Source organism: Streptomyces sp. NPDC050619, assembly GCF_040654815.1.
In the GTDB taxonomy this organism is placed as follows: Bacteria; Actinomycetota; Actinomycetes; order Streptomycetales; family Streptomycetaceae; genus Streptomyces.
This window is the reverse complement of record NZ_JBFAIR010000065.1, coordinates 1-22,779: the sequence shown is the minus strand read 5'-3', so window position 1 is coordinate 22,779 and position 22,779 is coordinate 1. Positions and strand designations below refer to the sequence as shown.

24 protein-coding genes and 1 pseudogene are annotated in these 22,779 nt (G+C 68.1%); 10 read left to right on the top strand and 15 right to left on the bottom strand.

The annotated features are described in order from the left end of the window. Window positions 1-96: 96 nt before the first annotated feature. The 8 genes from AB0I77_RS50680 to AB0I77_RS50645 form a co-directional block, all read right to left on the bottom strand. Complete coding sequence (locus tag AB0I77_RS50680) at window positions 97-1,605, bottom strand: long-chain fatty acid--CoA ligase (RefSeq protein WP_363289798.1); 1,509 nt, start codon at window positions 1,603-1,605, stop codon at window positions 97-99. A 46-nt stretch (window positions 1,606-1,651) separates the two neighbouring features. Beyond that, complete coding sequence (locus tag AB0I77_RS50675; protein WP_363289797.1) at window positions 1,652-2,341, bottom strand: winged helix-turn-helix transcriptional regulator; 690 nt, start codon at window positions 2,339-2,341, stop codon at window positions 1,652-1,654. A gap of 17 nt (window positions 2,342-2,358) precedes the next feature. After that, window positions 2,359-3,366, bottom strand: a complete 1,008-nt coding sequence (locus tag AB0I77_RS50670; protein ID WP_363289796.1) for an LLM class flavin-dependent oxidoreductase — start codon at window positions 3,364-3,366, stop codon at window positions 2,359-2,361. A 164-nt stretch (window positions 3,367-3,530) separates the two neighbouring features. Continuing rightward, on the bottom strand, window positions 3,531-4,415 hold the full coding sequence (locus tag AB0I77_RS50665) for an MBL fold metallo-hydrolase (RefSeq protein WP_363289795.1): 885 nt from the start codon (window positions 4,413-4,415) through the stop codon (window positions 3,531-3,533). A gap of 110 nt (window positions 4,416-4,525) precedes the next feature. Beyond that, complete coding sequence (locus AB0I77_RS50660; RefSeq protein WP_363289794.1) at window positions 4,526-5,362, bottom strand: alpha/beta fold hydrolase; 837 nt, start codon at window positions 5,360-5,362, stop codon at window positions 4,526-4,528. Next, on the bottom strand, window positions 5,359-6,264 hold the full coding sequence (locus AB0I77_RS50655; RefSeq protein WP_363289793.1) for an alpha/beta hydrolase: 906 nt from the start codon (window positions 6,262-6,264) through the stop codon (window positions 5,359-5,361). Before AB0I77_RS50655 ends, AB0I77_RS50660 begins: the two co-directional genes overlap by 4 nt. Continuing rightward, complete coding sequence (locus AB0I77_RS50650) at window positions 6,257-6,745, bottom strand: hypothetical protein (protein ID WP_363289792.1); 489 nt, start codon at window positions 6,743-6,745, stop codon at window positions 6,257-6,259. Before AB0I77_RS50650 ends, AB0I77_RS50655 begins: the two co-directional genes overlap by 8 nt. Window positions 6,746-6,983: 238 nt before the next feature. Then, window positions 6,984-7,265 carry a TetR/AcrR family transcriptional regulator gene (locus AB0I77_RS50645; RefSeq protein WP_363289791.1) on the bottom strand — a complete coding sequence of 94 codons (282 nt, stop codon included), beginning with the start codon at window positions 7,263-7,265 and terminating at the stop codon, window positions 6,984-6,986. A gap of 69 nt (window positions 7,266-7,334) precedes the next feature. Between AB0I77_RS50645 and AB0I77_RS50640 the strand changes: the two genes are divergently transcribed. From AB0I77_RS50640 to AB0I77_RS50630, 3 genes are read left to right on the top strand one after another with little or no spacing between them, the layout of a single operon-like run. Continuing rightward, complete coding sequence (locus AB0I77_RS50640; protein ID WP_363289790.1) at window positions 7,335-8,528, top strand: acyl-CoA dehydrogenase family protein; 1,194 nt, start codon at window positions 7,335-7,337, stop codon at window positions 8,526-8,528. Beyond that, window positions 8,525-9,565, top strand: coding sequence for a phosphotransferase family protein (locus AB0I77_RS50635; protein WP_363289789.1), 1,041 nt, complete (start codon window positions 8,525-8,527; stop codon window positions 9,563-9,565). The genes AB0I77_RS50640 and AB0I77_RS50635 overlap by 4 nt, the downstream gene beginning before the upstream one ends. Further along, complete coding sequence (locus tag AB0I77_RS50630; RefSeq protein ID WP_363289788.1) at window positions 9,562-10,329, top strand: glucose 1-dehydrogenase; 768 nt, start codon at window positions 9,562-9,564, stop codon at window positions 10,327-10,329. Before AB0I77_RS50635 ends, AB0I77_RS50630 begins: the two co-directional genes overlap by 4 nt. A gap of 50 nt (window positions 10,330-10,379) precedes the next feature. On the opposite strand, the gene AB0I77_RS50625 is transcribed toward AB0I77_RS50630, so the two are convergent. Continuing rightward, window positions 10,380-12,107, bottom strand: a complete 1,728-nt coding sequence (locus tag AB0I77_RS50625) for a GMC family oxidoreductase (protein WP_363289787.1) — start codon at window positions 12,105-12,107, stop codon at window positions 10,380-10,382. Between the two features lie 237 nt (window positions 12,108-12,344). Then, window positions 12,345-13,076 carry a flavin reductase family protein gene (locus AB0I77_RS50620; RefSeq protein ID WP_363289786.1) on the bottom strand — a complete coding sequence of 244 codons (732 nt, stop codon included), beginning with the start codon at window positions 13,074-13,076 and terminating at the stop codon, window positions 12,345-12,347. Between the two features lie 377 nt (window positions 13,077-13,453). On the opposite strand from AB0I77_RS50620, the gene AB0I77_RS50615 reads away from it, so the two are divergent. Continuing rightward, window positions 13,454-13,612: a hypothetical protein gene (locus tag AB0I77_RS50615; RefSeq protein ID WP_363289784.1), complete on the top strand. Its 159-nt coding sequence runs from the start codon at window positions 13,454-13,456 to the stop codon at window positions 13,610-13,612. Here AB0I77_RS50615 and AB0I77_RS50610 read toward each other — a convergent pair. From AB0I77_RS50610 to AB0I77_RS50595, 4 genes are all read right to left on the bottom strand, one after another. Further along, window positions 13,609-15,243 (bottom strand): IS200/IS605 family accessory protein TnpB-related protein, encoded by a 1,635-nt coding sequence (locus AB0I77_RS50610; protein ID WP_363289783.1) that lies wholly within the window; start codon window positions 15,241-15,243, stop codon window positions 13,609-13,611. The two genes, AB0I77_RS50615 and AB0I77_RS50610, sit on opposite strands and share 4 nt — an antisense overlap. A gap of 207 nt (window positions 15,244-15,450) precedes the next feature. Next, window positions 15,451-15,618, bottom strand: coding sequence for a hypothetical protein (locus AB0I77_RS50605; RefSeq protein ID WP_363289782.1), 168 nt, complete (start codon window positions 15,616-15,618; stop codon window positions 15,451-15,453). A 170-nt stretch (window positions 15,619-15,788) separates the two neighbouring features. Then, window positions 15,789-17,210: a coniferyl aldehyde dehydrogenase gene (locus AB0I77_RS50600; protein WP_363289811.1), complete on the bottom strand. Its 1,422-nt coding sequence runs from the start codon at window positions 17,208-17,210 to the stop codon at window positions 15,789-15,791. Between the two features lie 94 nt (window positions 17,211-17,304). After that, on the bottom strand, window positions 17,305-18,093 hold the full coding sequence (locus AB0I77_RS50595) for an SDR family oxidoreductase (protein WP_363289781.1): 789 nt from the start codon (window positions 18,091-18,093) through the stop codon (window positions 17,305-17,307). 72 nt (window positions 18,094-18,165) lie between these two features. Here AB0I77_RS50595 and AB0I77_RS50590 point away from each other — a divergent pair, with 72 nt between their 5' ends. Together AB0I77_RS50590 and AB0I77_RS50585 are read left to right on the top strand one after the other, a co-directional pair. Further along, window positions 18,166-18,777, top strand: a complete 612-nt coding sequence (locus tag AB0I77_RS50590; RefSeq protein ID WP_363289780.1) for a helix-turn-helix domain-containing protein — start codon at window positions 18,166-18,168, stop codon at window positions 18,775-18,777. Beyond that, window positions 18,774-19,577 (top strand): maleylpyruvate isomerase family mycothiol-dependent enzyme, encoded by an 804-nt coding sequence (locus AB0I77_RS50585; protein ID WP_363289779.1) that lies wholly within the window; start codon window positions 18,774-18,776, stop codon window positions 19,575-19,577. The genes AB0I77_RS50590 and AB0I77_RS50585 overlap by 4 nt, the downstream gene beginning before the upstream one ends. A gap of 390 nt (window positions 19,578-19,967) precedes the next feature. Here AB0I77_RS50585 and AB0I77_RS50580 read toward each other — a convergent pair whose 3' ends face one another. Then, a complete protein-coding gene (locus AB0I77_RS50580; RefSeq protein ID WP_363289810.1) occupies window positions 19,968-20,102 on the bottom strand; it encodes a LuxR C-terminal-related transcriptional regulator in 135 nt (44 codons plus the stop codon). 59 nt (window positions 20,103-20,161) lie between these two features. Here AB0I77_RS50580 and AB0I77_RS50575 point away from each other — a divergent pair. The 4 genes and pseudogenes from AB0I77_RS50575 to AB0I77_RS50560 form a co-directional block, all read left to right on the top strand. Further along, window positions 20,162-20,320, top strand: a pseudogene (locus tag AB0I77_RS50575) (NADP-dependent oxidoreductase); the annotation flags it as partial. 430 nt (window positions 20,321-20,750) lie between these two features. After that, on the top strand, window positions 20,751-21,581 hold the full coding sequence (locus tag AB0I77_RS50570; RefSeq protein ID WP_363289778.1) for an alpha/beta hydrolase: 831 nt from the start codon (window positions 20,751-20,753) through the stop codon (window positions 21,579-21,581). Next, the gene (locus AB0I77_RS50565) at window positions 21,574-22,431 is read left to right on the top strand and encodes an SDR family NAD(P)-dependent oxidoreductase (RefSeq protein ID WP_363289777.1); all 858 of its coding nucleotides are present in this window, start codon (window positions 21,574-21,576) and stop codon (window positions 22,429-22,431) included. The genes AB0I77_RS50570 and AB0I77_RS50565 overlap by 8 nt, the downstream gene beginning before the upstream one ends. A 49-nt stretch (window positions 22,432-22,480) precedes the next feature. Beyond that, on the top strand, window positions 22,481-22,779 hold a 299-nt coding region (locus AB0I77_RS50560), incomplete at its 3' end, for an AMP-binding protein (protein WP_363289775.1).

Sequence of the window (22,779 nt, the reverse complement as noted above, 5' to 3'; positions counted from 1 at the left end):
GTCGGCGGGATCATGAGCAAGGGCTCGGCCGCACCCGATGCCTTGCCTTGGGGACCGCGGGATCTGGCGCGGGGCGCGTAGCAGTTCCAGAGGGAATCAGCGCAGCTCGTTCTTGAGGATCTTGTTCGTGGGGCCCTTCGGAAGCGTCTCGACGAATCGCACGACCCTCGGGTATTTGTAGGCGGCGAGGCGCTCCTTGCAGTAGCCGATGACGTCTTCGGCGCTGATCTCGCTCCCGTCGCGCAGGGCGACCACCGCGACGACTTCCTCCCCGAGCCGGTCGTCGGGGGATCCGATGACGGCGGCCTCACGGATGTCGGGATGCCCGTAGAGCACGTCCTCGATCTCGCGCGGGTACACGTTGTATCCGCCGCGGATGATCACGTCTTTGATCCGGTCGACGACGAAGTAGTAGCCGTCTTCGTCCACGTAGCCCAGGTCGCCCGTGCGGAACCAGTCGTCCTGGATCACTTCGGCGGTTTCGGCAGGGCGACGCAAGTAGCCCTTCATCACCGAGTGTCCGCGGGCGAGGAGTTCGCCGACATGGTCGGCACCCGGCGCAAGCTGGTTGCCGTCGCTGTCCACCACGCGCATCTCGGTCCCCCAGAGAGGCCGGCCCACGGACATGGGCTTGCGTCCGGCCGCTCTGTTGAACGTCACAGCGCTGGCCGTCTCGGTCAGCCCATAGCCTTCCAGCACCGGGATGGCGAATCTCTCCTCGAACCGGGTGAGGACATCCGGGGCGATCGGTGAACCTCCGCACAGCGCCATACGCATGCTGCTGAGATCACGGTCACGGTCGGGTGTCTCCAGCAGGGCGTGCAGCATGGTGGGCACACCGGCCACGATCGAGACGCGTCTGAGTTCGATGACATCGAGTACGGCAGAGGCTTCGAAACGGGGCACGAGTGCGAGCGAGGCGCCGCGCCGGATCGCGGAGTTCGCGAGCGAGGAGAGGCCGAAGACGTGGAACAGCGGCAAGGCGAGAAGGATGACGTCATCCTGTTTCGCTTCGAACACGTCAGCACTTGCCGTGCAGTTCATGAACAGCTGGAAGTGGGTGAGTTCGGCCCCCTTCGGTTTCCCTGTGGTGCCGCTCGTGTAGAGCAGGACCGCGGTGTCCTCGGGCCCCGTGGGGGCAACTTCCGCTCCACCATGGTCGTGATCCGACAGGAAGTCCGAGAAGAACCTGCCGTCGTCACCGTCGTGACGTATCCCTGCGGGAACCGTCACGAGTGGAATGCCCGCCTCCTTGGCCCCGAGGACGGCACCGACGGCGAGTTCGTGCGCGAAGAGCACCACCGCACGGGCGTCGTTGAGGATGAACGCGGTCTCCGTTGCGGTCAGCAGGGGATTGAGGGGCAGCAGGACCATTCCGGCGCGGAGCGTCCCGAAGTAGGCGACCAGGAACTCCGGGACGTTGGGCGACTGAATCGCCACCACATCGCCCCTTGACCAGCCGCTCTCGAGGAGTCCGTTCGCGAAGCGGATCGACTCCGTGTCGAGCCGCTGATAGTCCCACCTGTCATCACCCGCCCAGAGGACCGGGCTCTGCGGTTGTGCGCGCGTTGCCTCAACAAGCATCGCCGCCAGGTTGAAGCTCATGGCATCTCTCCTTCACGTTCCGGCGGCAGGAAGGAGCGCTCGCGCACTACATCCCCAGGTACACCGGATAACCAAGATCGGAACCGGACAAAAGGTCAAACGCGCGCTCGGCCAGTTCGCTGGATCCGACAGTCACCGTCAGGTCGCCCGACTCGACTGCGTCGATCGCCTGGGTGTGGCCGAAGACCACAGCGAGGAACGTGCGCAAACGGCAAGTCACCGCAAGGTCGGGGCGAACTGGCGCCGGACCGCTCTTCGTCAGCATTCGGCCATCGGCGATCTCGACATGAAACGTCTCCCTGCCCACATGCAGCTCGTAGATCTCCTTGAGGCCGACGAGCTTCTCCGGCGCGGCAAAGGTGGAGACGCTGAGGGCGATCAGGTCCGCGCGGGTGGTCGCCGGATCGATTTCCGCCGACAGCGGGAGCCCAAGGCCCCACCGTCCAAGCTCGATGAGTGGGGCACGGAGCCCCTCGCCTCGCTCGGTGAGCTCATAGACAGCCACACCCGCGGGGGGTGGAAGCGTGCCCCGGCGAACGACCCCCGCGGCCTCAAGGCTGCGAAGGCGGGCAGTCAGGCGGTTCGGTCCGATGGCCGGGAGTACCTCGAGGAGGTCCTTGAACCGCTTGGGCCCGAGGCACAGCTCGCGCAGGATCAAAATCGTCCATCGCTCGCCGAGAAGGTCCATGGAGCGGGCGAGCGGACACATCTGGCCGTATGTTCTTGCGGTTGTCATGGATCTACTGTACGGCTCTATAACTTCTCGCTATACGTTCCGTACACTCCCACCGCGTCGGCGAACGCTTCGAGCTCACGGCGGATGTCGCCGGCGGGTTGGTACATGATCTCGGTGACACCGCTCGCCGCCAGCTGCTGGACCTTGGCCAGGACCTCATCGGCAGTGCCGGTGAGCGTGACCTGCTCGACCAGCGTGTGGGCCCCGGCGTTCCAGGCAGCCGTGTCGGCGTCGTTCAGATGCAGCAGGTGTCCGTTGTGCACGGCGAGGTGACGTTGGTCCTCCGGTGTGTTCTGCAGGACGGCCAGCCACTCCGGCCCTCCGGGCAGCGCCTTGACAGCTTCCTCGCCGCCGAGTTCGTAGGAGACGTGGAAGGTTTGCGCCAGTCCGGGGCCCGCGGCCGTGCGGAGCCGGTCGCTGTCGAGAGCTTCACCGTCATCGAGCACGGACCCGAGGGCCAGGTAGGAGACGTGTGAGAACCCTTTGGCCTGTTCGGGCACGGACGCTCCGGCCACGAACAGGCCGTCCCCCAGCGACGCGGCTATCTCCATGCCCTTGGGACCGATCGCTCCGATGTAGACCGGAATGGCGTCCGGCGCACTCGGCACCGACTCACCGGGGTGCAGCATCCGCAGCCGGCTGCCCTCCCATTCGACCGTTTCGCCTCTGAGCAGCGCGCGGAACGTCGTGATGTAGCGCGTCATGTACGTCCACGAGGCGGGCATCTGCCCCATGGCCCGCCGGCTGGTGTAACCGGTGCCGAAGGCCACCGCGACCCGTCCGGGGGCCAAACGCTCGAGGGCCGCCGCCCCGCTCGCACTGACCATCGGGTGGCGCAGCGCCGGGACGAGAACGCCGGGGCCGAGCCCGATGGAGTGTGTGCGTTCGGCGGCCAGCGCCAGACACATCCACACGTCGGGGCTCTGTTGCGGTGTGTCGTACAACCACGCACGCCGGAAGCCGAGTTCCTCGGCGATCTGGACGTGCTGCGGTGTTTCCAGCGTGGTCGCGAACGCTGCCGACACGTCCAAGCCCGCCGCGCTTCGGCCTTGGTCGGCTGAAGGAGAGGTGGAAGTGGTCATAGTCGCTGCCTCAAGGTGCGCGGGAGGCCGGTGGCGGGCACATTGGCCAGGCGCACCTGGCCGCGGGCGATGAGCTTGTCGCTGCTGATGTGTGCCATGTGCCGGGCCTACTCGTTGGCGTAATCATGTTGGCCCGCGGGCGGGACGGGCATCGGGACTCCCAGGAGACCGTGTGCGCCGTACCAGACGGGGCCGACGTTGAGCCGGTCGGAATAGCGGGTGGTGATCTCGTCGAAGAACTGCTGCGGTGTGGGCTTCTCGGCGAGCAGCCGCTGCGCGTCGCGAAGGTATTGGCGGGTCTGGTCGATGATCGCCGGGTCGTCGGGCAGGTCACGGTTCTTGTGCCCGGCCACCACGGCGAGGGGGTTGAGGGACTCGAGGACGTCGAGCGCCGCAAGCCATGACTCGAATCCGCCGCCAGGGGTCTCCAGCAGCATCTGGTGTACGCCGTTGTAGACGACGTCGCCTCCGACGAGCAGGCCGATCGAGGGGACGTGGAGCACGGTCGTGTCGTCGGTGTCGGTGTGCCCGACCTCGACCGCCGTGATCTGGTGCCCCTCCAGCTCGAACCCGCCGGCGGGGATCGGCCGGTAGACGAGTGGGGTGTCGGGAATCAGGCCGGGGAAGTCCGCGTCCCAGAACTTCTCGCGCCCTTCGACGTTGCGGCGCATGATCCCGATGGTGCCTTCCGTGGCGTACGGGACGGCGTCGGGAAAGCGCTCCAGGAGCTGGCCGGTGCCGAACCAGTGGTCGCCGTGGCCATGCGTCGCATAGATGTAGGCCAGACGCTTGCCGGAGCGCTCCACCCAGTCGCCGACCTGCTGCGTGTGTTCGCGGGTGAACGGTGGGTCGACCAGCACGGCCTCCCGTTCTCCGGTGATCAGCGTCGAGGCCAGCGGAGACGACACGATGCCGCTGCCGTCGGGCAACCTCTCGGGTCGGCTGCGCGGGACCCCGTCGCAGACGTACACGTCGTAGCTCAGCTCAGCCATACTTTTCGTCTCCCTTTTGATAATCCGAGTTTGATAATTCGAGTCGATATGCCGCACGAGCTCGTGGCCCATCCGGCAGGGCCGGTCGCCAGGAGCACGGCTGACGACGGCTAACCGAGCGGCGCGAGAAACTTCCTGATCAAAGCCGCCACCTCGGTGGGCGCTTCGCGGGGAGCCAGGTGCGCGACACGCGGCAACACCTCGAGTTGTGCGCCGGCGATGCGTTCGGCCAGTTCGCCGGAATGGGGGTCTGGCGGCAACGCCCGGTCCTCGGCGCCGCCGATCACCAGGGTGGGCGCGGTGATTCTCCCGAGGGCATCGACCACGCTGCTGCGACCGGCCAGCACCGACCGTACGGCGCGGGCCAGTCCTGCCTTGTCGAGGGCGTCGACTGCTTGGGCGAGGTGCGTGGTGAACTCGGGGTTCTGGTTGCGGGAGTGCTCGCTGAGCATTCCGGACACGACCAGCCGGCCCAGTCCGCCCGGGGCGATCCCGGAACGTATGAGGAGGGCGTTCAGGCGGACTGCCAGACGTTCGCGGAGGACCACGCTGCGCGCAGTGGTGTTGGACAGAACCAGCGCGGTGACCCGGTCCGGGGCGGTGATCGCGACCCGCAGGGCGACGATGCCGCCCCACGACAGCCCGAGCAAGGCGGCCCGGTCGACGGCGGCAGCGTCGAGAAGCTGTACGGCGGCGGCGCCGCACTCTTCCATGGTGAACAACCGCGACGCCGATTCGCTGCGGCCGGTACCGGGTGGGTCGACCAGCAGGGTCCGCCGGCCCTGAGCGTGCAGATCGGCAAGCTGTGCGCCCCAGCTGTTCTCGCCGTCCATGAACAGACTCGGCCACAACAGCGCCACAGGGCCGTCGGCGGGTCCGGCGTCCTGGACGTGGAGCCGGCCCAGCGTGGTCGGCACGAAAAGGCTGCGGGAGGTCGGCGTCGTCACAAGTGACGTCCCCACCAGGCGAGGGCAGCACGACTGCCCGGCTCGTAGCCGTCGAAATAGATGCCGTAGTGGTCGATGCCGGGGATGACCTGATAGTCGACGACGCTGCCCGGAATGGTCTCCAGTACTTTCGCCGCGCGGCCGCCGTTGTCGGCGATGGGGAACAGGTCTTCGTCACCGGCATCGATGATCAGGGTGGGGATCCGCAGCCGCTCGACCTGGGCGAGCGGGTCGAAGTGCGCCAACGTGGCCAGGTACGGGGTGCCCGCCATGTTCGGCCAGGGATCGACGCCCTGGGGAATCGCGTCCGCGTCGCCGCGCGCGGTGTCGATCGCACGCTTGCGGGCAAAGTCTGCCACTGGTCCACTGAGCGGGGCGATGGCGGCCACCTGCACCGCCAGCGCCTTGACCCGGTCGTCGTCGGCGGCCAGATGCACGGCGACGCCCCCGCCGAAGCTGGTGGCCCACAGCCCGATCCGGGCGGGATCGACGTTGGGCTCACCTTCGATGTAGTCCAGGGCCGAGCGCAGGTTCACCGTCCAGGCGAACGGATCCACCAGCTCCCGGATGAACCGCACCCGGGTGAGTGCCTCATTGCCGTCATCGAGGTCGGGGATGTCTCCGACCAGCTGCAGCGGAGATCCGGAGCCGAACCAGCTGCTCTGGGTGAACGTCAGGGTGATCATGCCTGCTGCGGCGAAGAGCGCCGCGTAGCGTTCGGCGGTGAGCTTGCTGCCACCCCACCCGTGACACAACACCACAGCGGGCAGGGCGGCGTCGGGGTCGACGGTCGTCGGCCGGTACACGTCCGCGTCGAGCGCGATGCCATTGCTCCACACGGTGACCTGTTGCCGGCCGACCCCGTCGGGCATGACCAGCGGCGGATAGACCTTCTCAGCCATGGCTCGCCTCCTCCAGGGCCGATTCGGCGGGCCAGGCCTCAGCGAGCCTGTTCTTGTCCGTCGCCGCCGAGTGGATGCCGACCACACGCCAGCCCCGATCGGACTTGGCCACGCTGAACTGCACCGCCCAGCGCTGGATCTCGCTCTCGTCGGCGCGGCGTCGCGACCAGATCACCTCAATGGCGGCACCGACGGAGTTGTAGACGAGCACACGCCGGTCGGGCACCACGGTGTGGCTGTATCCGGACTCGCGCAGCGGCGCGTAGTTGAGGTCCAGGAAGGCGCGCACGCTCGCGTCATCGAGACACCAGAAGGACTGCTCCAGCCCCGTGACGTGCAACGGGGTGCCCCAGTAGTCATGAATGAACTCGGGGCCCTCGTCCGACGTGCCCGCAGCCACGGCCACCCATCGCGGCAGATAGTCCTCGAAGAACCATTCGGTCACCTCGGCCCGAGTGGCAGCGATTTGATCATTGGACATTGCGGCAGATTCCTTCCGAGAAGGATTTCAGCGGTCGATGAATTCGAAACCGGGAGGGGAGACCCTCTTCACGCGCCCTGACCGGGGTTGCATCGCGCGAGCACCGCCCGGTGACTGGCCCCGGAAGTCGCCCCTCGGCGGCGGCATCGGCGATCGGGAAGCCCAGTTCACCGAGCGACTCCTTCGTCATGGCCGAAGACGCTAGCAGCGACTATACGAGATGTATAGCGCCCGGACCTCATGAGTTGTCGGCGACCGCGATGCGGCTCGACGAGGCTGCGGATCTCGCGGTTGCCGACGAAGGCCTCGAGCCGGTGCCGGGCGTGGTAACGGACGCGAGGCTCGGGCCGCGCATGCCTACCGCGGCCACGATGCCGGCCATCGTGGTCGCCTCGTAGCCGAGGCGCGTGAACAGCTCCAGCGCCGCGGCACGAATGTCGTCGGATCGGTCCGCCTTCGCCTCCACCTGCGGGGCTAACGGATGATAGCTGATCCCGTCAGCAACTGTGAGCTGTCCCATGGGGGATTGCAGGGTTGCCAAGCGCTCGCTTAGAGTCTGGGCTAATACTCAGTAGCCGGATGGGATGCCATGACAGTCGACCTCACCCAGGATCCCGTCGTCGCGGACCTCGCGCGCCGCACTGCCGACTTCGTCCGCGAGGTGGTGATCCCGGCCGAGGAGCAGCACCGTGGCGTCGCGCGCACCGAGAACGTGCGGCTCGGGCTGCAGCGGGCCGCGAAGGATGCCGGCGTGTTCGCGCCGCACGTCGGCGAGGAGTTCGGCGGGCACGGGCTGGACATGCGGGGCAGGGCTGCCGTCTTCGAAGAAGCGGGGTACTCCCTGCTGGGCCCGCTCGCGATGAACATCGCCGCGCCCGACGAGGGCAACATGCACATGCTCGAAGCCATCGCCACCGCCGAGCAGAAGGACCGCTATCTGCGCCCGCTCGCGTCCGGTGCCATACGGTCGTGCTTCGCGATGACAGAGCCGGCGCCGGGCGCGGGCTCCGACCCCAGTGCGCTGGCGACGCGCGCCGCACGTGTTCGGGGCGGCTGGCGCATCGACGGGCACAAATGGTTCATCACCGGTGCCGATGGCGCGGGGTTCGCCATCTGCATGGCCAGGACGTCGGGTGAACCCGGGGACCAGGGCGGCGCGACCATGTTCCTGGTCGACGCCGACAACCCCGGCATGAAGACGGTCCGGCACATCGAGACGCTCGACGAGAGCCTCTACGGCGGGCACGTCGAGCTGCTCTTCGAGAACTGCGTCGTACCGGACGAGGCGGTGCTCGGCGAAGTCGACCAGGGCTTCCGCTACGCGCAGGTACGGCTGGGGCCCGCGCGGATGACGCACTGCATGCGGTGGCTGGGCATCGCCCGACGCGCGCAGGACATCGCCGTCGGCCGGGCCGCCGACCGCCGGCTGTTCGGCTCACGGCTCGGCGATCTCGGCATGGTGCAGCAGATGATCGCGGACAACGAAATCGACATCGCCGCCGCCCGGGGGCTGATCCTTCAGGCGTCCTGGGAACTGGATCAGGGACGTTCGGCCTCGCAGTCCACCTCGATCGCCAAGACCTTCTGCGCCGAAGCGGTGTGGCGGGTGGTGGACCGCGCGCTGCAGATCTGCGGCTCGCTCGGTGTGTCCGGAGACATCCTGCTCGGCCGGTTCCTGCGGGAGGTTCGGCCCTTCCGCATCTATGACGGGCCATCCGAAACCCACCGCTGGGCCATCGCCCGCCGCGTCATGCGCCGCCACACCGAGGCGGCGGCACAGTGAGCACCGCCGGTCACACCGCGGTGGACGGTCTCGACCTGGCCGCACTCGAGCGGTACTTCGACGAGTACGTGCCGCAGTTCCGGGGCCGGCTCACCGCCGAGCCGTTGCGGGGCGGCCGGTCGAACCTGACGTACATGGTCACCGACGGGCGGACGCGGTGGGTTCTTCGCCGTCCTCCGCTCGGCGGGCTCACCCCCTCCGCGCACGACATGCGGCGCGAGTACCGGATGGTGGCCGCACTCGCCGACAGTGACGTCCCCGTGGCACGTGCCGTGACCTTCGCGGACGCCGAGGTACTCGGCGTGCCCTTCGCGGTGGTCGAGTACGTCGACGGGACGGTGATCCGGACGGTCGAGCAGCTGCACGCACTGCCGGACAGCGACATCACCCGCTGCGCCTACGGCCTGGTCGACGTACTCGCGCGCCTGCACGCCGTCGATCCGGACGCGGTGGGGCTGACCGGGTTCGGACGCCCGCAGGGCTATCTGACGCGCCAGGTCCAGCGCTGGTACGACCAGTGGCAACGCGTGCGGACCCGGGAGCTCGGCGACATGGAGCTGCTGCACGAGCGACTCGCCACCGCCTGCCCGGCGGAAAGCGGCGCGTCCATCGTGCACGGCGACTATCGCATCGACAACACCATCCTCGACCCCGCCGACCCGGGCACCGTTCGTGCGGTGGTCGACTGGGAGATGGCCACCCTCGGCGACCCCCTCGCCGATCTCGGTCTGCACCTTGTCTACACCGACCCGTCCTTCGCTCCCGTGCTCAGCGGATCGGCCGCATCGACCAGCGAACGGCTTCCCGCGGCTGCCGACCTCGCCCAGCGCTACGCCGAGGCCAGTGGGCGGGATCTCGGCGAACTCGGCTTCTATCTCTCTTTGGGCTACTTCAAGATCGCCGTCATCGCCGAGGGGATCCACGCCCGCTTCCAGCAGGGGCTGACCCGCGGTACAGGATTCGACACGGTAGGGCAGGCCGTCGCGCCACTGACCGCCGCCGGACTTCGAGCGTTGTCACACCAGGAGCCGCTATGAGCAGCGTCCTCGACCTCTTCCGGCTCGACGGCAAGGTTGCCGTGGTCACCGGGGCGAGTTCCGGTCTCGGCGCCGGGTTCGCCCAGGCGCTCGCCGAAGCGGGCGCCGACATCGTCCTTGCCGCCCGCCGCGCCGACCGGCTGGCAGATGTCGCGAAGCAGGTGCACAACACCGGCCGCCGCGCCATCACGGTGCCCACCGACGTCGCCGATCCGGAGCAGTGCGAGGCGCTGGCCCGCTCGGCAGTCGGCGAGTTCGGCCGCGTCGACATCCTGATCAACAACGCCGGCACAGGCACCGCGGTTCCGGCCCTCAAGGAGAGCCCGGAGGAGTTCCGCCGCGTCATCGACATCAACCTCAACGGCGCCTACTGGGCGGCGCAGGCATGCGCCCGCGTCATGGAGCCCGGCTCCAGCATCGTCAACATCGCCAGCGTGCTCGGTCTGATCAAGTCGTACGCCCCACAGGCAGCTTACGCAGCCAGCAAGGCCGGCCTCATCGGCCTCACCCGCGATCTCGCCCAGCAATGGACAGGGCGCCGGGGAATCCGGGTCAATGCCATCGCCCCGGGATACTTCGCCAGCGAGATGACCTCCGAGATCCCCGAAGGCCAGGTCATGGCGTTCGTCCAGCAGACCAGCCCGCTGGGCAGGTTGGGGCTGCAGCGCGAGCTCGACGCCGCCGTCGTCTTCCTCGCTAGCCCCGCCTCGTCCTACATCACCGGCATCACGCTCGCCGTCGACGGCGGTATGTCCGGTCACTGACGAGCGCCATGCCCGGCCCGTGTTCTCGTGTGTCAGCAGTGCGCGGCGGCTCAGCCCACGATGGGCAGCCGCAGTGCGGCCGGGGCCCCCGCCGGAACAGCAGGGCTGACCGGAGCAACCGGGTCCAGCCGACGGTACGGCTGCGACTGAGCAGGGCGCGGATCGGCCTCACCCTTGTTGGGCCAGAACGAGAAGGCGCGCTCCGCCTTGGCCGTGATGGTCAGCGACGGGTTCACCCCCAGGTTCGCGGTCAGCGCTGTTCCGTCCACGATGGACAGTCCCGGGTAGTTGAACACCCGGTGGTACGGGTCGATCACGCCGTCCTTCGACGAGGTCCCGATGGGCGCTCCACCGAAGAAGTGGGCGGTCATCGGCCTGTTGAAGATCTCGCCCCACATCCCACCCGGGACACCGCCGATGTGCTCGGCGGTGCGCAGGTTCGCCTCGTGCCCGACGGGGATGAACGTCGGGTTCGGCTCACCGCGTCCCTGCTTCGAAGTGAATCTCCGGCGCCCGAACAGGCCTCGCCTGGTGTACGTGGTGAGCGAGTTGTCCAGGCTCTGCATCACCAGCAGCATCATCGTCCGCTCACTCCACCGGTAGCCGTTGAACAACGTCATGGACTTGACCGGCTTTCGCAGGATCGTCAGCAGCATCTGCAGCCACCGCGGCGTGGGCAGCGAGCCGTCCGTGGCGATGGTCTGCATCAGGCTCATCCCGTTGCTGCCCTTGCCGTTGCGCAGCGCCTGGATGTGCGTGTTCTCGTCCGGGTGGATCGACGAGGTGATCGACACGCCGCGGGTGAAGTCACGCTCGGGGTCGGCCACGGCCCGGCTCGCACCGATGATCGCCTCCGAGTTCGTGCGCGTCAGTTCCCCCAACCGCGGCGAGAGCTGCGGCAGCACGCCGTCGTCCCGCATGCGGTGCAGCAGCCGTTGCGTTCCCCAGGTGCCGGCAGCCAGCACAACCCGGGCCGCCGTCAGGCTCCGCCGGGAGCGACGCGACCGCTTGCCCGTCCTGTGCACGTCCACCACGAACGACCCGTCCGGCCTCGGTCGCACCGTATCCACTGTGGTCAGCGGGATGACCTCCGCGCCGGCGCGCTCCGCGATGTACAGGTAGTTCTTGACGAGGGTGTTCTTCGCGCCGACCCGGCACCCGGTCATGCAGGAGCCGCACTCGGTGCAGCCGGTGCGCCGCGGCCCGGCGCCGCCGAAGAACGGATCGTCGGCGGTCTTGCCGGGCTCGCCGAAGTACACCGCCACCGGTGCCGGTTGGTAGGAGTCCGCCACACCCATGTCAGTCGCGACCGCACGCATCACCTTGTCGCAGGCCGTCACGGTCGGGTTGGTGACCACGCCCAGCATGCGGCTGGCCTGGTCGTAGTAAGGCGCCAGTTCCGACTCCCAGTCGGTGATGTGCGCCCACTGCCGATCCGTGTAGAACGGCTTGGGCGGCCGGTACATCACGTTGGCGTACACGAGCGAACCACCACCGACACCGGCACCCGCCGCCACTATGACGTCCTTGAGCGGGTGGACGCGCTGAATGCCGAAGCAGCCGAGCGCGGGCACCCAGAGAAAGCTCTTGAGATCCCACGACGTCTTGGCGAACTCGTCGTCGGCGAACCGACGCCCCGCCTCTATCACGGCGACCCGATAGCCTTTCTCCGTGAGCCGGAGGGCCGCGACGCTGCCCCCGAAGCCCGATCCGACCACGATCACGTCGTAATCGGCTGCCATTTCGCCGTCGGGCGCACCGCTGTTACTCGTGTTCATCGATCCGTCTCGGTCGGAGGATCTACCAGGCAAGGGCTGTGCCATGTGCTGCCTCTTGTCTCTAGCGCTTGCACATCTCGCCACGGGTTCAGGGGTCCGTTCGACGATTGACGGACGCCGGGCGGGGCAGGCAAATCCGGCGCGCGATGCCAAGTCCGTGCCGCCTGAAATCATCAAGGCGACACCCATGGAACCTGGGGACCGCTCACTCAGGGCGAGCGGCCATCGAAGAGTCGATCAGCCGGCGTCGCCTTCCGCGCGCATGATGGATCCGGACGGCGACCACTCCGAGGTTTCGATCATCGAGTAGTCGTCAGGTCGCTTGTCGAGCCGCTCCATCCGGCGTCCTTCGAAACGCTCAAGAGTTTCCCTGTCCAGCGGTGGCACGAAAGCGTTGTCCACCACCGTGTACTCGGCGGCCAGCCGACCGATGGGAGCAATCGCACCGGTGTCGATCCGTCCGCGTGACAGGTAGAGGTCGTCGCGGACGTAGAACTGCACGACCCGCCCGACCACAAGGTGGTTGAGCCCGTCCGGCGAGGGGACGATCATCTCGACGGCGCACTCGAACGCGATCGGCGCACCCGCGATACGCGGCGGCTTCACGGCAGCACTCGGCACCTTCTCCAGCCCAACCATGTCGAACTCGTCCTCGTCGGGTTCGAATTCACTCGCGCTGAGATGCAGAGGCAGCGCCTGCGGCAGCGTGGCCAGGTGAGTCACGAATTCCCCGGTGTCGCGCATATTGACAAAGCTGTCCTTGAGCGTGGCGCCGTCGGACCGGGGCTGGATGGACAATGAGACCATAGGCGGCTTGCGCCCCACCACAGTAAAGAACGAGATCGGTGCCAAATTTCCAATCCCGTCGGTCGACAGGGTGCTGACCCAGGCGATAGGCCGCGGGATGACGCTGCCGATCAGCAGCTTGTACGCTGATTCAGCGGTGAGATTCTCGGCGTCGATGTGCAACTTTGTGATCCCTTCAGCAACTTGGCCAAACCACCAAGCTTGACCTCGGCTCCATGAGTGCGCACGCCTCGGTGGCCGCCACCGTTTCTACGGTCAGCACCGGCGCAACGGCGAGGTAAGGGCTCACACACGTACACCGCGCAGGAGATCCGTGCACGCAGTTCTCCTTCCCGGACCATTTGGCACGCCCACCTCAGCACTTGTTTCGACAGGACTTCAGTCGGTGCCGGTGGGCAAGCAGAGCAGGCCCTCGAGAGACTCCTTCGTCCTGTACGAGAAAGCTAGCAGCGACTATACGATATGTATACCCTCAAGGAAGTGGGGCAGACCTTGGCGATCGCGGTTCAGTAGGGGCGGATGCCGACTGGAGACCAAGGTTGCAGCCGTCGACCAGCTGGAGCGGCGGAGTCGGCCTGGCCGGCGGCGGCCACCGGCCCGCGGTCGCGGACGTCGACCAGGGAGCCTGCGCAAAGTACGGACGTCCCCGTACGGTCTACGTACCCAGGGACGCGATGGAACTGCTGGACCGTTCCTAAAGACTGAGCGGGAGTGAGTCCTGTTGCCAGAACCCGTGCTCAGCCGGGTGTCCCGAACGGTGTTGGGCACCCTGGTCGCCCGCTTTCGCTCCACGGCCCGGTGGCGCGCATCCGGTGCGCGGTCCGGGAAGGTGGGGGCGGGTTTCCTCACGCCTGCGGGTGTCCGGTCGGGCCTGGACGGTCCGATGCCCACGACGATCACTCTGGTCGTCGTGGGGCGGTGCCGCCCGTCGCCGGATCGGATGTCCGAGGGCGCGTCGCCCGACTGCGATGCTCGCCGCATCGTGCCGGGAAATCTTGCGTCGTGGGGTGGTCAGTGGTTTCTGCCAGTGCTGGGCGCCCCAGCGGCTGGTATAGGCGGGGTCGACCGCGACGACGGCGATGTCCTGTTCGGCGGCCATCGACACCAGCCGGGCGCGAAGTTTCGCGGTCGGGAAACGGGAGATGAGGCGGCGGAAGCGTTTGTTGCGGCCGTGCTTCTCCCGGCTCTTACCCTCGGTGAAGTCGAGGTCCTCGATGGCGATCGCGGCGGCCCCGCACCGTCGGGTGTGGTGCAGCAGCCGGGACAGCGCGTGCCGGATCTGCGCGTCCCGGTGCTCCGCGCTGCCGGTCAGGTCGTAGAAGTAGCGCTGCGGTTCGCCGATGGGGTTGCCGTGCGCGTCGAGGTGCCAGGCGGCGAGGTGGTCATCGTTCATGTCCACCCCCACCACACCCCGCGCAAGGGCCGCCTCCAGCGGCAGGACCGGGGCGGCGGCACGCTGCCAGGACGCGGTGAGGTACCAGCGGCCGCGTGCTGTGTCGTGGTGGATGCGGTAGGCCACCGCCCGGTTGGCGGTGATCCGGTCCCGCCACTCCTGCCCCCGGTGCTGAAACCGTACGGTCGCGTCCAGCACATACCGGCCGTGCGGGGCGTTGGCCAGATGAGCCAGCGGGGCCGGGAGCTTGAGGGAGACCTGTCCGGTGTCGGTGACGCGGAGGGTCTCGTTGCCGAAGCGCTTGCCGGACTCCCCGTCGGCGGCCAGGAACATCCGCTCCGCCTCCCAGCGCTCCCGCCACGCCCGCTCACTCAGCCCGGCAGCCGCCAGGTGGTGGCGGGCGCGAGCGAGGCGCTTGCCGCCGCGCACCACCCGTACCCGGCCCGCCGCCCAGTCCGCCTCCACCACCGCCAGCCGGTCTTTCAGGGTGTGCAGTCGGCGGGACTTGGCATGCCACTCGCTCCGCGAGCCATACCCGCGCACCAGCGCCTCGCGCTTGTCGGCCTTGGCGCCCAGCGGCCGGGCCAGCCGCGCCTCTATCGACGCGATCTGCCGCCGCAGCCAGGCCATGTGTGCGGCCTGCCCACGCCTCGCCAGCGCCCACTGATCGTGGCTGGCCTTGGTGATACTGCCCGCCCAGCGCGCCGAGGACCTGCCGGTCAGCTCCCGCTTGCGCACCGCCCACCCGCTGCCATCGTGCGTCAGTCCCTGCCGGGACCGTACGGCGAGATCACCCGCTGCCAGCGACCCCAGGAACCTCCCGACCGCGGCCAGCACAGCCGCGTCCTTCGCCGACACCCGCAACCGGTCCCGCACCGCCACCCCGGCCGGACCAGGCACCACGAACGACGCCGCCAACTCCCGCAGCCCACCCACCCCGTCCACCCCCGCCCACAGCTCGAAGACCCCCTGTCACCGCAGTCAACGAGCACCACCCACAAAGGTCACCCATTCGACCCAAGAACTCCCGTTCCCCTTGCCGAGAACGAAGGGCCAGACCAACACCCACGGCAGACGAGATCCTCCCGGCGCAGAGCGAAACAACCTCATCCAGCCCCGGCACTCACTCACGCTCACCAGAAATCACTCCCGCTCAGCACCCCGGCACCAGTTCCCAACCCCTTGTTGCTCGTCCAGCGTCTGGGCGACCGGCACGAGCGCCAGCGACTTCAGCAGCAGCTTGATGCCGCAGCGGCCGTCCTCGCCGCCCTCCTCGCCGAGAAACGCCGTCCTCCGCCAAGAACTCGCCAACCGCTCCGACTTCGTGGTCCCACTGTCTCTCGCCCGCCGAGAGTGAGCCGACTTGAGAGACGGGAAAGGCAGGCCACAGGTGTCCTGGGACGCCGGCACCGCCTGGCTGCGGATTACGCGCGGGCCCGTGCTTCGACGCGGGTGAGGCTTTTGGCGGCGGAAGCCGCCGGTTATCGAAGGACGAAGTTGAGGAGAGCGTCGGTGCGCTTGCTGAAGGGGGCATAGAGGAGGCGGACGGCGTTGAAGCGGCCTTGCACGTAGATGCCCTTGGGGTGGCTGAGCGTCCTGAAGCCCTCGATCCCGTGGTACTGGCCCATCCCGCTGGCACCGACGCCGCCGAAGGGAAGGTCGTCTTGCCCGACGTGCATGATGGTGCCGCCGATGGTGACGTTGCCGGAGGTCGTGCGGTCGAGTACCTTGCGCCGGTCCGCGTCGTTTTTGCCGAAGTAGTAGAGCGCGAGCGGTCGTGGTCGTGCGTTGACGTAGTCGATGGCGTCGTCGATGTCGCGGTAGGGGAAGATCGGGAGGATGGGGCCGAAGATCTCTTCGTGGGCGATCTGCATCTCGTCGGTGACGCCGAGCACGACGGTCGGTGCGAGGGTGTGGGGGCGGTGGGCGGCCTCGCCCGGCCGGTGACCGACCTCGATGATCCGTGCTCCGTGGCTGCGGGCGTCTTCGATCAGGTCGGTGAGGATCGCGTACTGCTTGTCGTTGATGATCGAGGTGTAGTCCTTGCTGGTCGGACCGTCGGGGTAGGCGGTCTTCACCAGGCGGTCGTAGCTGTCGACGAAGGTGTCGATCTCGGATTCGTGCACCAGGGCGTAGTCGGGGGCGATGCAGGTCTGCCCGCCGCTGAGGAGTTTGCCGAAGACGATGTCGGCCACGGTCCGGTCGGTTACGTGCCCCTTGGCGACGATGGTCGGGGACTTGCCGCCCAGTTCCAGCGTGACGGGGACGAGGTTCTCGCTCGCCGCCTTCATCACGGCTCGTCCGACCTCGGTGCTTCCGGTGAAGACGAGATGATCGAAGGGCAGGGAGGAGAACGCGGCACCGTCGCCGCTGACGATCGTGACCTGCTCCGGTGGAAAGAGCTCGCTCAGTATCGACGCGAGCACGGTGTTCGTCGCCGGGGTGAATTTCGACGGTTTGAGCATGACGCGGTTGCCGGCGGCGATCGCGGTGACGACCGGCATCAGCGACAGGATGATGGGATAGTTCCACGGTGAGATGACCCCGACCACTCCGAGCGGCTGGTACTCGACGCGGTTGGTGCCGAAACGCATGTGCAAGGCGGTGTGGCGGCCGGTCGGGCGCATGAACCGACGAAGATTGCGCTCCAGGTAGTCGATGCCCCCGACGACGCCGCCGAGTTCCATCATCGCGGTCTCGTGTCGCGAGCGGTTTCCGAAGTCGGTGTTGATGGCCGCCTCGATGGCGCTGCGCCGGGCGATCAGTGCCGCCTTGAACCTGCTCAGGTCGCTGCGCCGCGCCGCCAGTGAGGGCGCTCCGTCGCGGCGGTAGGCAGCGCGCTGAAGGGCGAGGATGTGACCGAAGCGCTCCGCGTCGGTGGGCTGTGGGGTGACTTCTGTCATGGTCACGATGGTGGTCCTTTGCTGCTGGTGGGGACGACGGAGGAGCAGTGCCGCCTGGGACGTGGAACGGGTCGCTGAGAGCGGCGGCCTCCGGTCAGGGGCGGGCCATGCGGCCCATGAACCGGACGATCATGCGGCGCGGCAGGATCTTGCCGGCGAGGGCGATCGGGCGGCCGTTGGTGATCACCGACGGGGGCGCGGAGCGGCGGTCGAGCGTGTCGAGGGCCGTCTTGACGACGTGCTCGGGGGTGACTCGCTTCGCGCCGTAGTCGGCCGTTTCGCTGCCGGCGGCGTCGTAGAACTCGGTCTTCGTGGCGCCGGGGCACAGGGCGAGGACGCGGAGGCCGGTGCCACGGTTTTCTTCCCACAGTGATTCGGTGAAGCTGAGGACGAAGGCCTTGGTGGCGCCGTAGACGCTGAGGTACGGGGTGGGCTGGAAGCCCAGCAGGCTGGCGACGTTGATCAGGATGCCGGTGTCTGCGGAGTTCAGCGGGTCGATGTAGGCGCGGCTGAGGTCGACCAGCGCGCTGACGTTCAGCGCGATCATGCTCTGCAGGCGGTCCGGGTCCTCGTCGGTGAGGGCGTTGTGGGTGCCGAAGCCGGCGTTGTTGACCAGTCCGGTGGCGTGGATGCCGCGGGATTCGAGTTCGGCGCGCAGCGTGCGGCCGGCGTCGGGCTGGCCGAGGTCGCGGGCGATAACGGTCACCGTGATGCCGTGGGCGCGGGTGAGTTCGTCGGCCAGGTCCTTGAGCCGGTCCGCGCGGCGGGCGACGAGTACGAGATCCGCGCCGCGACGGGCCAGCTGGTGGGCGAATTCCGCGCCGAGGCCGGAGCTGGCTCCGGTGACGATGACGGTCTGGCGGCGATAGTCGATTTTGCTCATGGCTTCACTTTACGCACGTGCTTGCATCGAGTGCAAGTGGTTGCATGTAGAGAAGAGATGTACCATCGGTGCATGGTTCAGAAACCGACGCCCCTCCGGGAACAGACCCGCACGGTGGTTCGCGCGCTCCTCACCAAGACCGCCCTCGAACTGTTCGCGACCAAGGGGTACGACGACACGACACTCGAGGAGATCGCCGCCGCGGCGGGCGTCTCCAAACGGACCCTGTTCAACTACTTCCGCAACAAGGAGGACCTCGCGCTCAACGGCCTGTCCGAGCAAGGGGAATTGATAGCCGCGCGGCTCGCCGAGCGCCCGGTGGGCGAAGACGCCTGGACGGCACTGCGTGCGGCGTTCCAGGTGCTCGAGGAGATGGACCTCACCGCCGAGCGCCGGCTCGAGATGACCACGCTGCTGTTCGGCAACGAATCCCTGCGCGCCGGCCACGCCGAGAAGCAGGCCCGCTGGCAGGACCTGTTCGCACCGCTGATCGAGCCGCGACTGCCCGACTCCGACCGCACCCTTCAGGCGCGCGCGATCGCGGCCACGGCGATCACCTGCCTCCAGGCGGCAACAGAAGAGTGGATGCGCCTGGGCGGACAGGCCGACATCTTCGACCTCTACGACACGGCCGTCGAGGCCGTCCGCCGCCCCGACTCACAACCAGAGAAGACGACGACATGAGCAAGCGCCTGCCCCCCGCCGACCTGCCGAACATGGCCGCCGCCCTGCGCGCCGAACGCGCCGAGATGCTGGACTTCACCAGCAGCCTCACCGACGACGAATGGACCGCGCCCAGCGCCGCAGCCGGATGGCGCATCGCCGACGTCGTCGCCCACATGGGTGCGACGGCGCGGAGCTTCTACACACCCGCCGGGCTGCGCTTGAGCTTCGCCGCCAGCCTCGAACAGGCGAACGAAGGTCCCGTCGAGCAACGGCGGGACTGGAGCCGTGCCAAGGTAATGGCCGAGTACCAGCACGCCAGCCGGCGAGCCACCGCGCTCCTTGACGCCGTCAGGCGCACGCCCGCCGCCCGCATACGGGCACAGATGGCCGACCTCGGCCGCCACCCCCTGGGTCTGTCGATCGGCGGCGCACTCGTCTTCGACCACCACGCCCACCTGCGCCACGACATGGCCCCAGCGCTCGGTCGGCCCGTGCCGTCCACCGATGCGGACAGGATGCGCGCGGTCCTGACGTGGATGATCGCCGTACTGAGCAATCAGGTCGCGAAGGCACCGGTCGCCGGGCTCGACGCCCGCGTCGCACTGACGCTCACCGGCCCCGGCGGCGGGACCTGGTGGTTCGATGAGGCAGGCGGCCTGGCTCCGTCCGACGGCGCGGTCGCGGCGCACGTCACCGCTCCCGCGCTGGCCTTCCCCGACTGGGGCACGCAGCGCTCTTCCTGGCGCGACAGTGACGTGACGGTCACCGGCGACACCGACCTCGCCGCCCGCTTCCTCGACACCGTCAACGTCATCTGAGCGGAGCACCAGAGGCCCGCCTCCAGGCAGCCCCGGACCGCTTGTCCGCTACTTCTGGTGGTGGCGAGTTTGGGCCGGGGTGCCTCGGCTTCGATCACGCTCCACTCGCTCCGGACGTGCTCATGGGGCTGGAAATGACACCGCGCGGAGCACGGGCGGTTTCGTCACGGCGTGCGGGATCTCCGACCGAGGCAGGATCTACGGCCCGCGGACCTCACTGGCATCTCCTGCTCCAGCCGCGTACGGATCCGCGTGGCAGTGTGCCGCTGCTTGGGCGGCGCCTCCAGATCAGCGGTGGTGTGCCCGACACCACCCCACCAAAGGGACCTGCCCAAGGGCGGCCGACGCCTGGCAGCAGCCGCCGCTCAGTCGGTCCCGGGAGACCGTCGGTCAGTCCATCAGACGCAGCCCGTCCCCGAAATCGACGCGCGCGAGGTCGGCGCGCGAGACGATGCCGAGCTTGGGGAACACGTTGGCCAGGTGATAGCCCACCGTACGAGGACTGATCAGCAGCTGTGCCCCGATCTCCCGGTTGGTGAGTCCCTCCGCGGCCAGCCGTGCGACTCTCGCCTGCCGAAGGGCTGGACCTCCAGCCGGACTTCATCCGCGAGGTCGGCGGCTGGCTCGCCGAGGGCAAGCTCCATTACCGCGAAACCGTGCGGGAGGGCCTCGACAGCACCCTGGACGCCTTCCTCGGGATGCTGCGGGGCGAGAACGTCGGAAAGATGATCGTCAAGCTCTGAGCCTGCCGCCGGCAAGCCGAGCAGGGGGCCCGCCGCACGCACGCGCGGCGGGTCCCTCCGCACCGAGGGAGGCCGGCTTCTGCCGATGAGCCGCCACTCGGCGCCTGCTTGCGCTCTCGCCCGTACGGACCACGTTCGGAGTCTTCACCCCGAGGGCACCCGCGCCGGCTCATGGCGGTGGGCCCTCGCATATCGGGGCGGTCTCATCTCGAGCGGGCCTGTGCAAGTGACGTTCGTCTGCGCGGTCGCGACTCGGGGGACCGGCCTTCGGTGACAATCCCCACCACCCAGTGAGGGGTGCAGACCCCTTGCCGCCGCCCATCCCGGCGTGTATCTATTACAACCGTAAGAAGACCGATCGTAATATAAATCGACGGAGCCGCGGTCCTCGCGCCGTATCCGGTGAGGTCAGATGATGACGACAAAGAGCATGAAGTGGATCGACGTCCCCAATCGCACGATCGACGTCGGCGGGGTGCCGTTCGCCTACCGCGAGCTCGGTCCGGCCGAGGGTGTTCCGGTGGTGTTCCTGCACCACCTGATGGCTGTCCTTGACGACTGGGACCCGAGGATCATCGACGGCATCGCTGCCCGCCGCCGGGTGATCGCGTTCGACAACCGCGGGGTCGGCGGGTCCGGAGGATCCGTGCCGCCCGACGTCGCGGACATGGGCCGCGACGCCGTCGCCTTCATCCGTGCGATGGGACTCGAGAAGGTCGACCTCCTCGGGTTCTCACTCGGCGGCGGAGTCGCACAGATGGTGGCCCTGCAGGCACCCGAGCTCGTGCGCCGGATGATCTTGGCCGGGACCGGCCCCCGCGGAGGCGGTGGCATCAAGGAGATCAACAAGGTCGCGGCCGGGGCGTACGTCAAGTCCGCGCTCACCCTGAAAGACGCCAGGGCGTTCCTGTTCTTCCCACGCGACGCCGAGGGCAAGCGGGCCGCGAAGGACTACTTCGCCCGGCTCAAGGAGCGCACCCGGAATCGTGACAAAAAGATCTCCCTGCAGGCTCGACTCGCGCAGCTGAAGGCCATCCGCGCGGCCGGGCTGCACGCACCCGACGACCTCTCGGTGATCACCCAGCCGGTCTTCATCTCCAACGGTGACAACGACCTCATGGTCGCGAGCAGCAACTCGGCCGACATGGCCCGCCGGATCCCGAACGCCCGCCTGAAGATCTACCCGAACTCCGGGCACGGCGGCGTGTTCCAGCACCACCGGGAGTTCGTCCCCGAGGCTCTGGAGTTCCTCGATGACTGAGAGGCCCGACAGGTCGATCGCCGGAAAGGTCGCCCTCATCACCGGCGGCGGCCGAGGCCTGGGCGCGGCGACCGCGCGGTCCCTGACCGCCGCCGGTGCTCGGGTCTTCGTGATCGATCTGCATCGCCCGGCTGCGGGCGAGGCGATCGACGAGCGGGTCACCTACCTGGTCGGCGATGTGACCGACCTCAGCGACATGACCCGAGCGGTCGAGACCGTCGTCAGGGACGCCGGCCGCCTGGACATCGTGATCGCGAACGCAGGTGTACTCGGGCGGGGCGCGACCCTCCGGGCGTCTTCGCCTTCGCTGGTCGACCGACTCTTCGACGTGAACGTCGGGGGTGCGCTCAACACGGTCCGTGCCGCCCTTCCGGGCCTCATCGAGAACCGTGGTCGGCTCGTACTGATCTCGTCGGTGTTCGCGTTCGTCAACGGGGCCGGCGCCATCCCGTACGCGATGAGCAAGGCGGCGGTCGAGCAGCTTGGCCGTGGACTGCGGGTCGAGCTCGCCGCTCACGGCGTCAGCGTCACGACCGCGTACTTCGCGGTGATCAACACAGACATGACCCGTCAGGGCCTCGACGAGGATCCGGTAGCCCAGGCGCTGCTCGGCACCCAACCGAGGTTCCTGCGCAAGCGCATCAGCCCCGAGCAAGCGGCGGGGGCCATCGTCGAGGGCCTGTGTCGCCGGGATGTGCAGGTGTTTCGTCCGCGCAGATGGACCGTGGTCTCGAAGGTCCGCGGCATCATCGCACCCGGGATGGACTCCGGCCTGGCGCGGGATCGCACCGTCCAGAGCATCCTGGGACGCCTCGACGCGCGTGAGGGCGAGGACTTCCTGACCACCTGATGTCAGGAACAACGCGGTGTCCCGACTACGCACAGACCAGGAGCCATTGATGACGAGTTCGACCCGGAACGTGTCCGGCCTACTGACCCGCACCGCGTCGGGATACCCGGCGCGCACGGCGATCGTCTTCGGTGGCGATCGGATCTCCTACGCGGAACTCGACGCGGCGTCGAACCGGGTAGCGAACCTGCTGATCGAGCGCGGCGTTCGCCCCGGCGAGAAGGTCGCCCTGTCCTGCCCGAACATCCCGCAGTTCACGACGATCTACTTCGGGATCCTCAAGGCCGGCGCGGTGGTCGTGCCGTTGAACGTGCTCCTCAAGGCGCGTGAGATCGCCTACCACCTCAA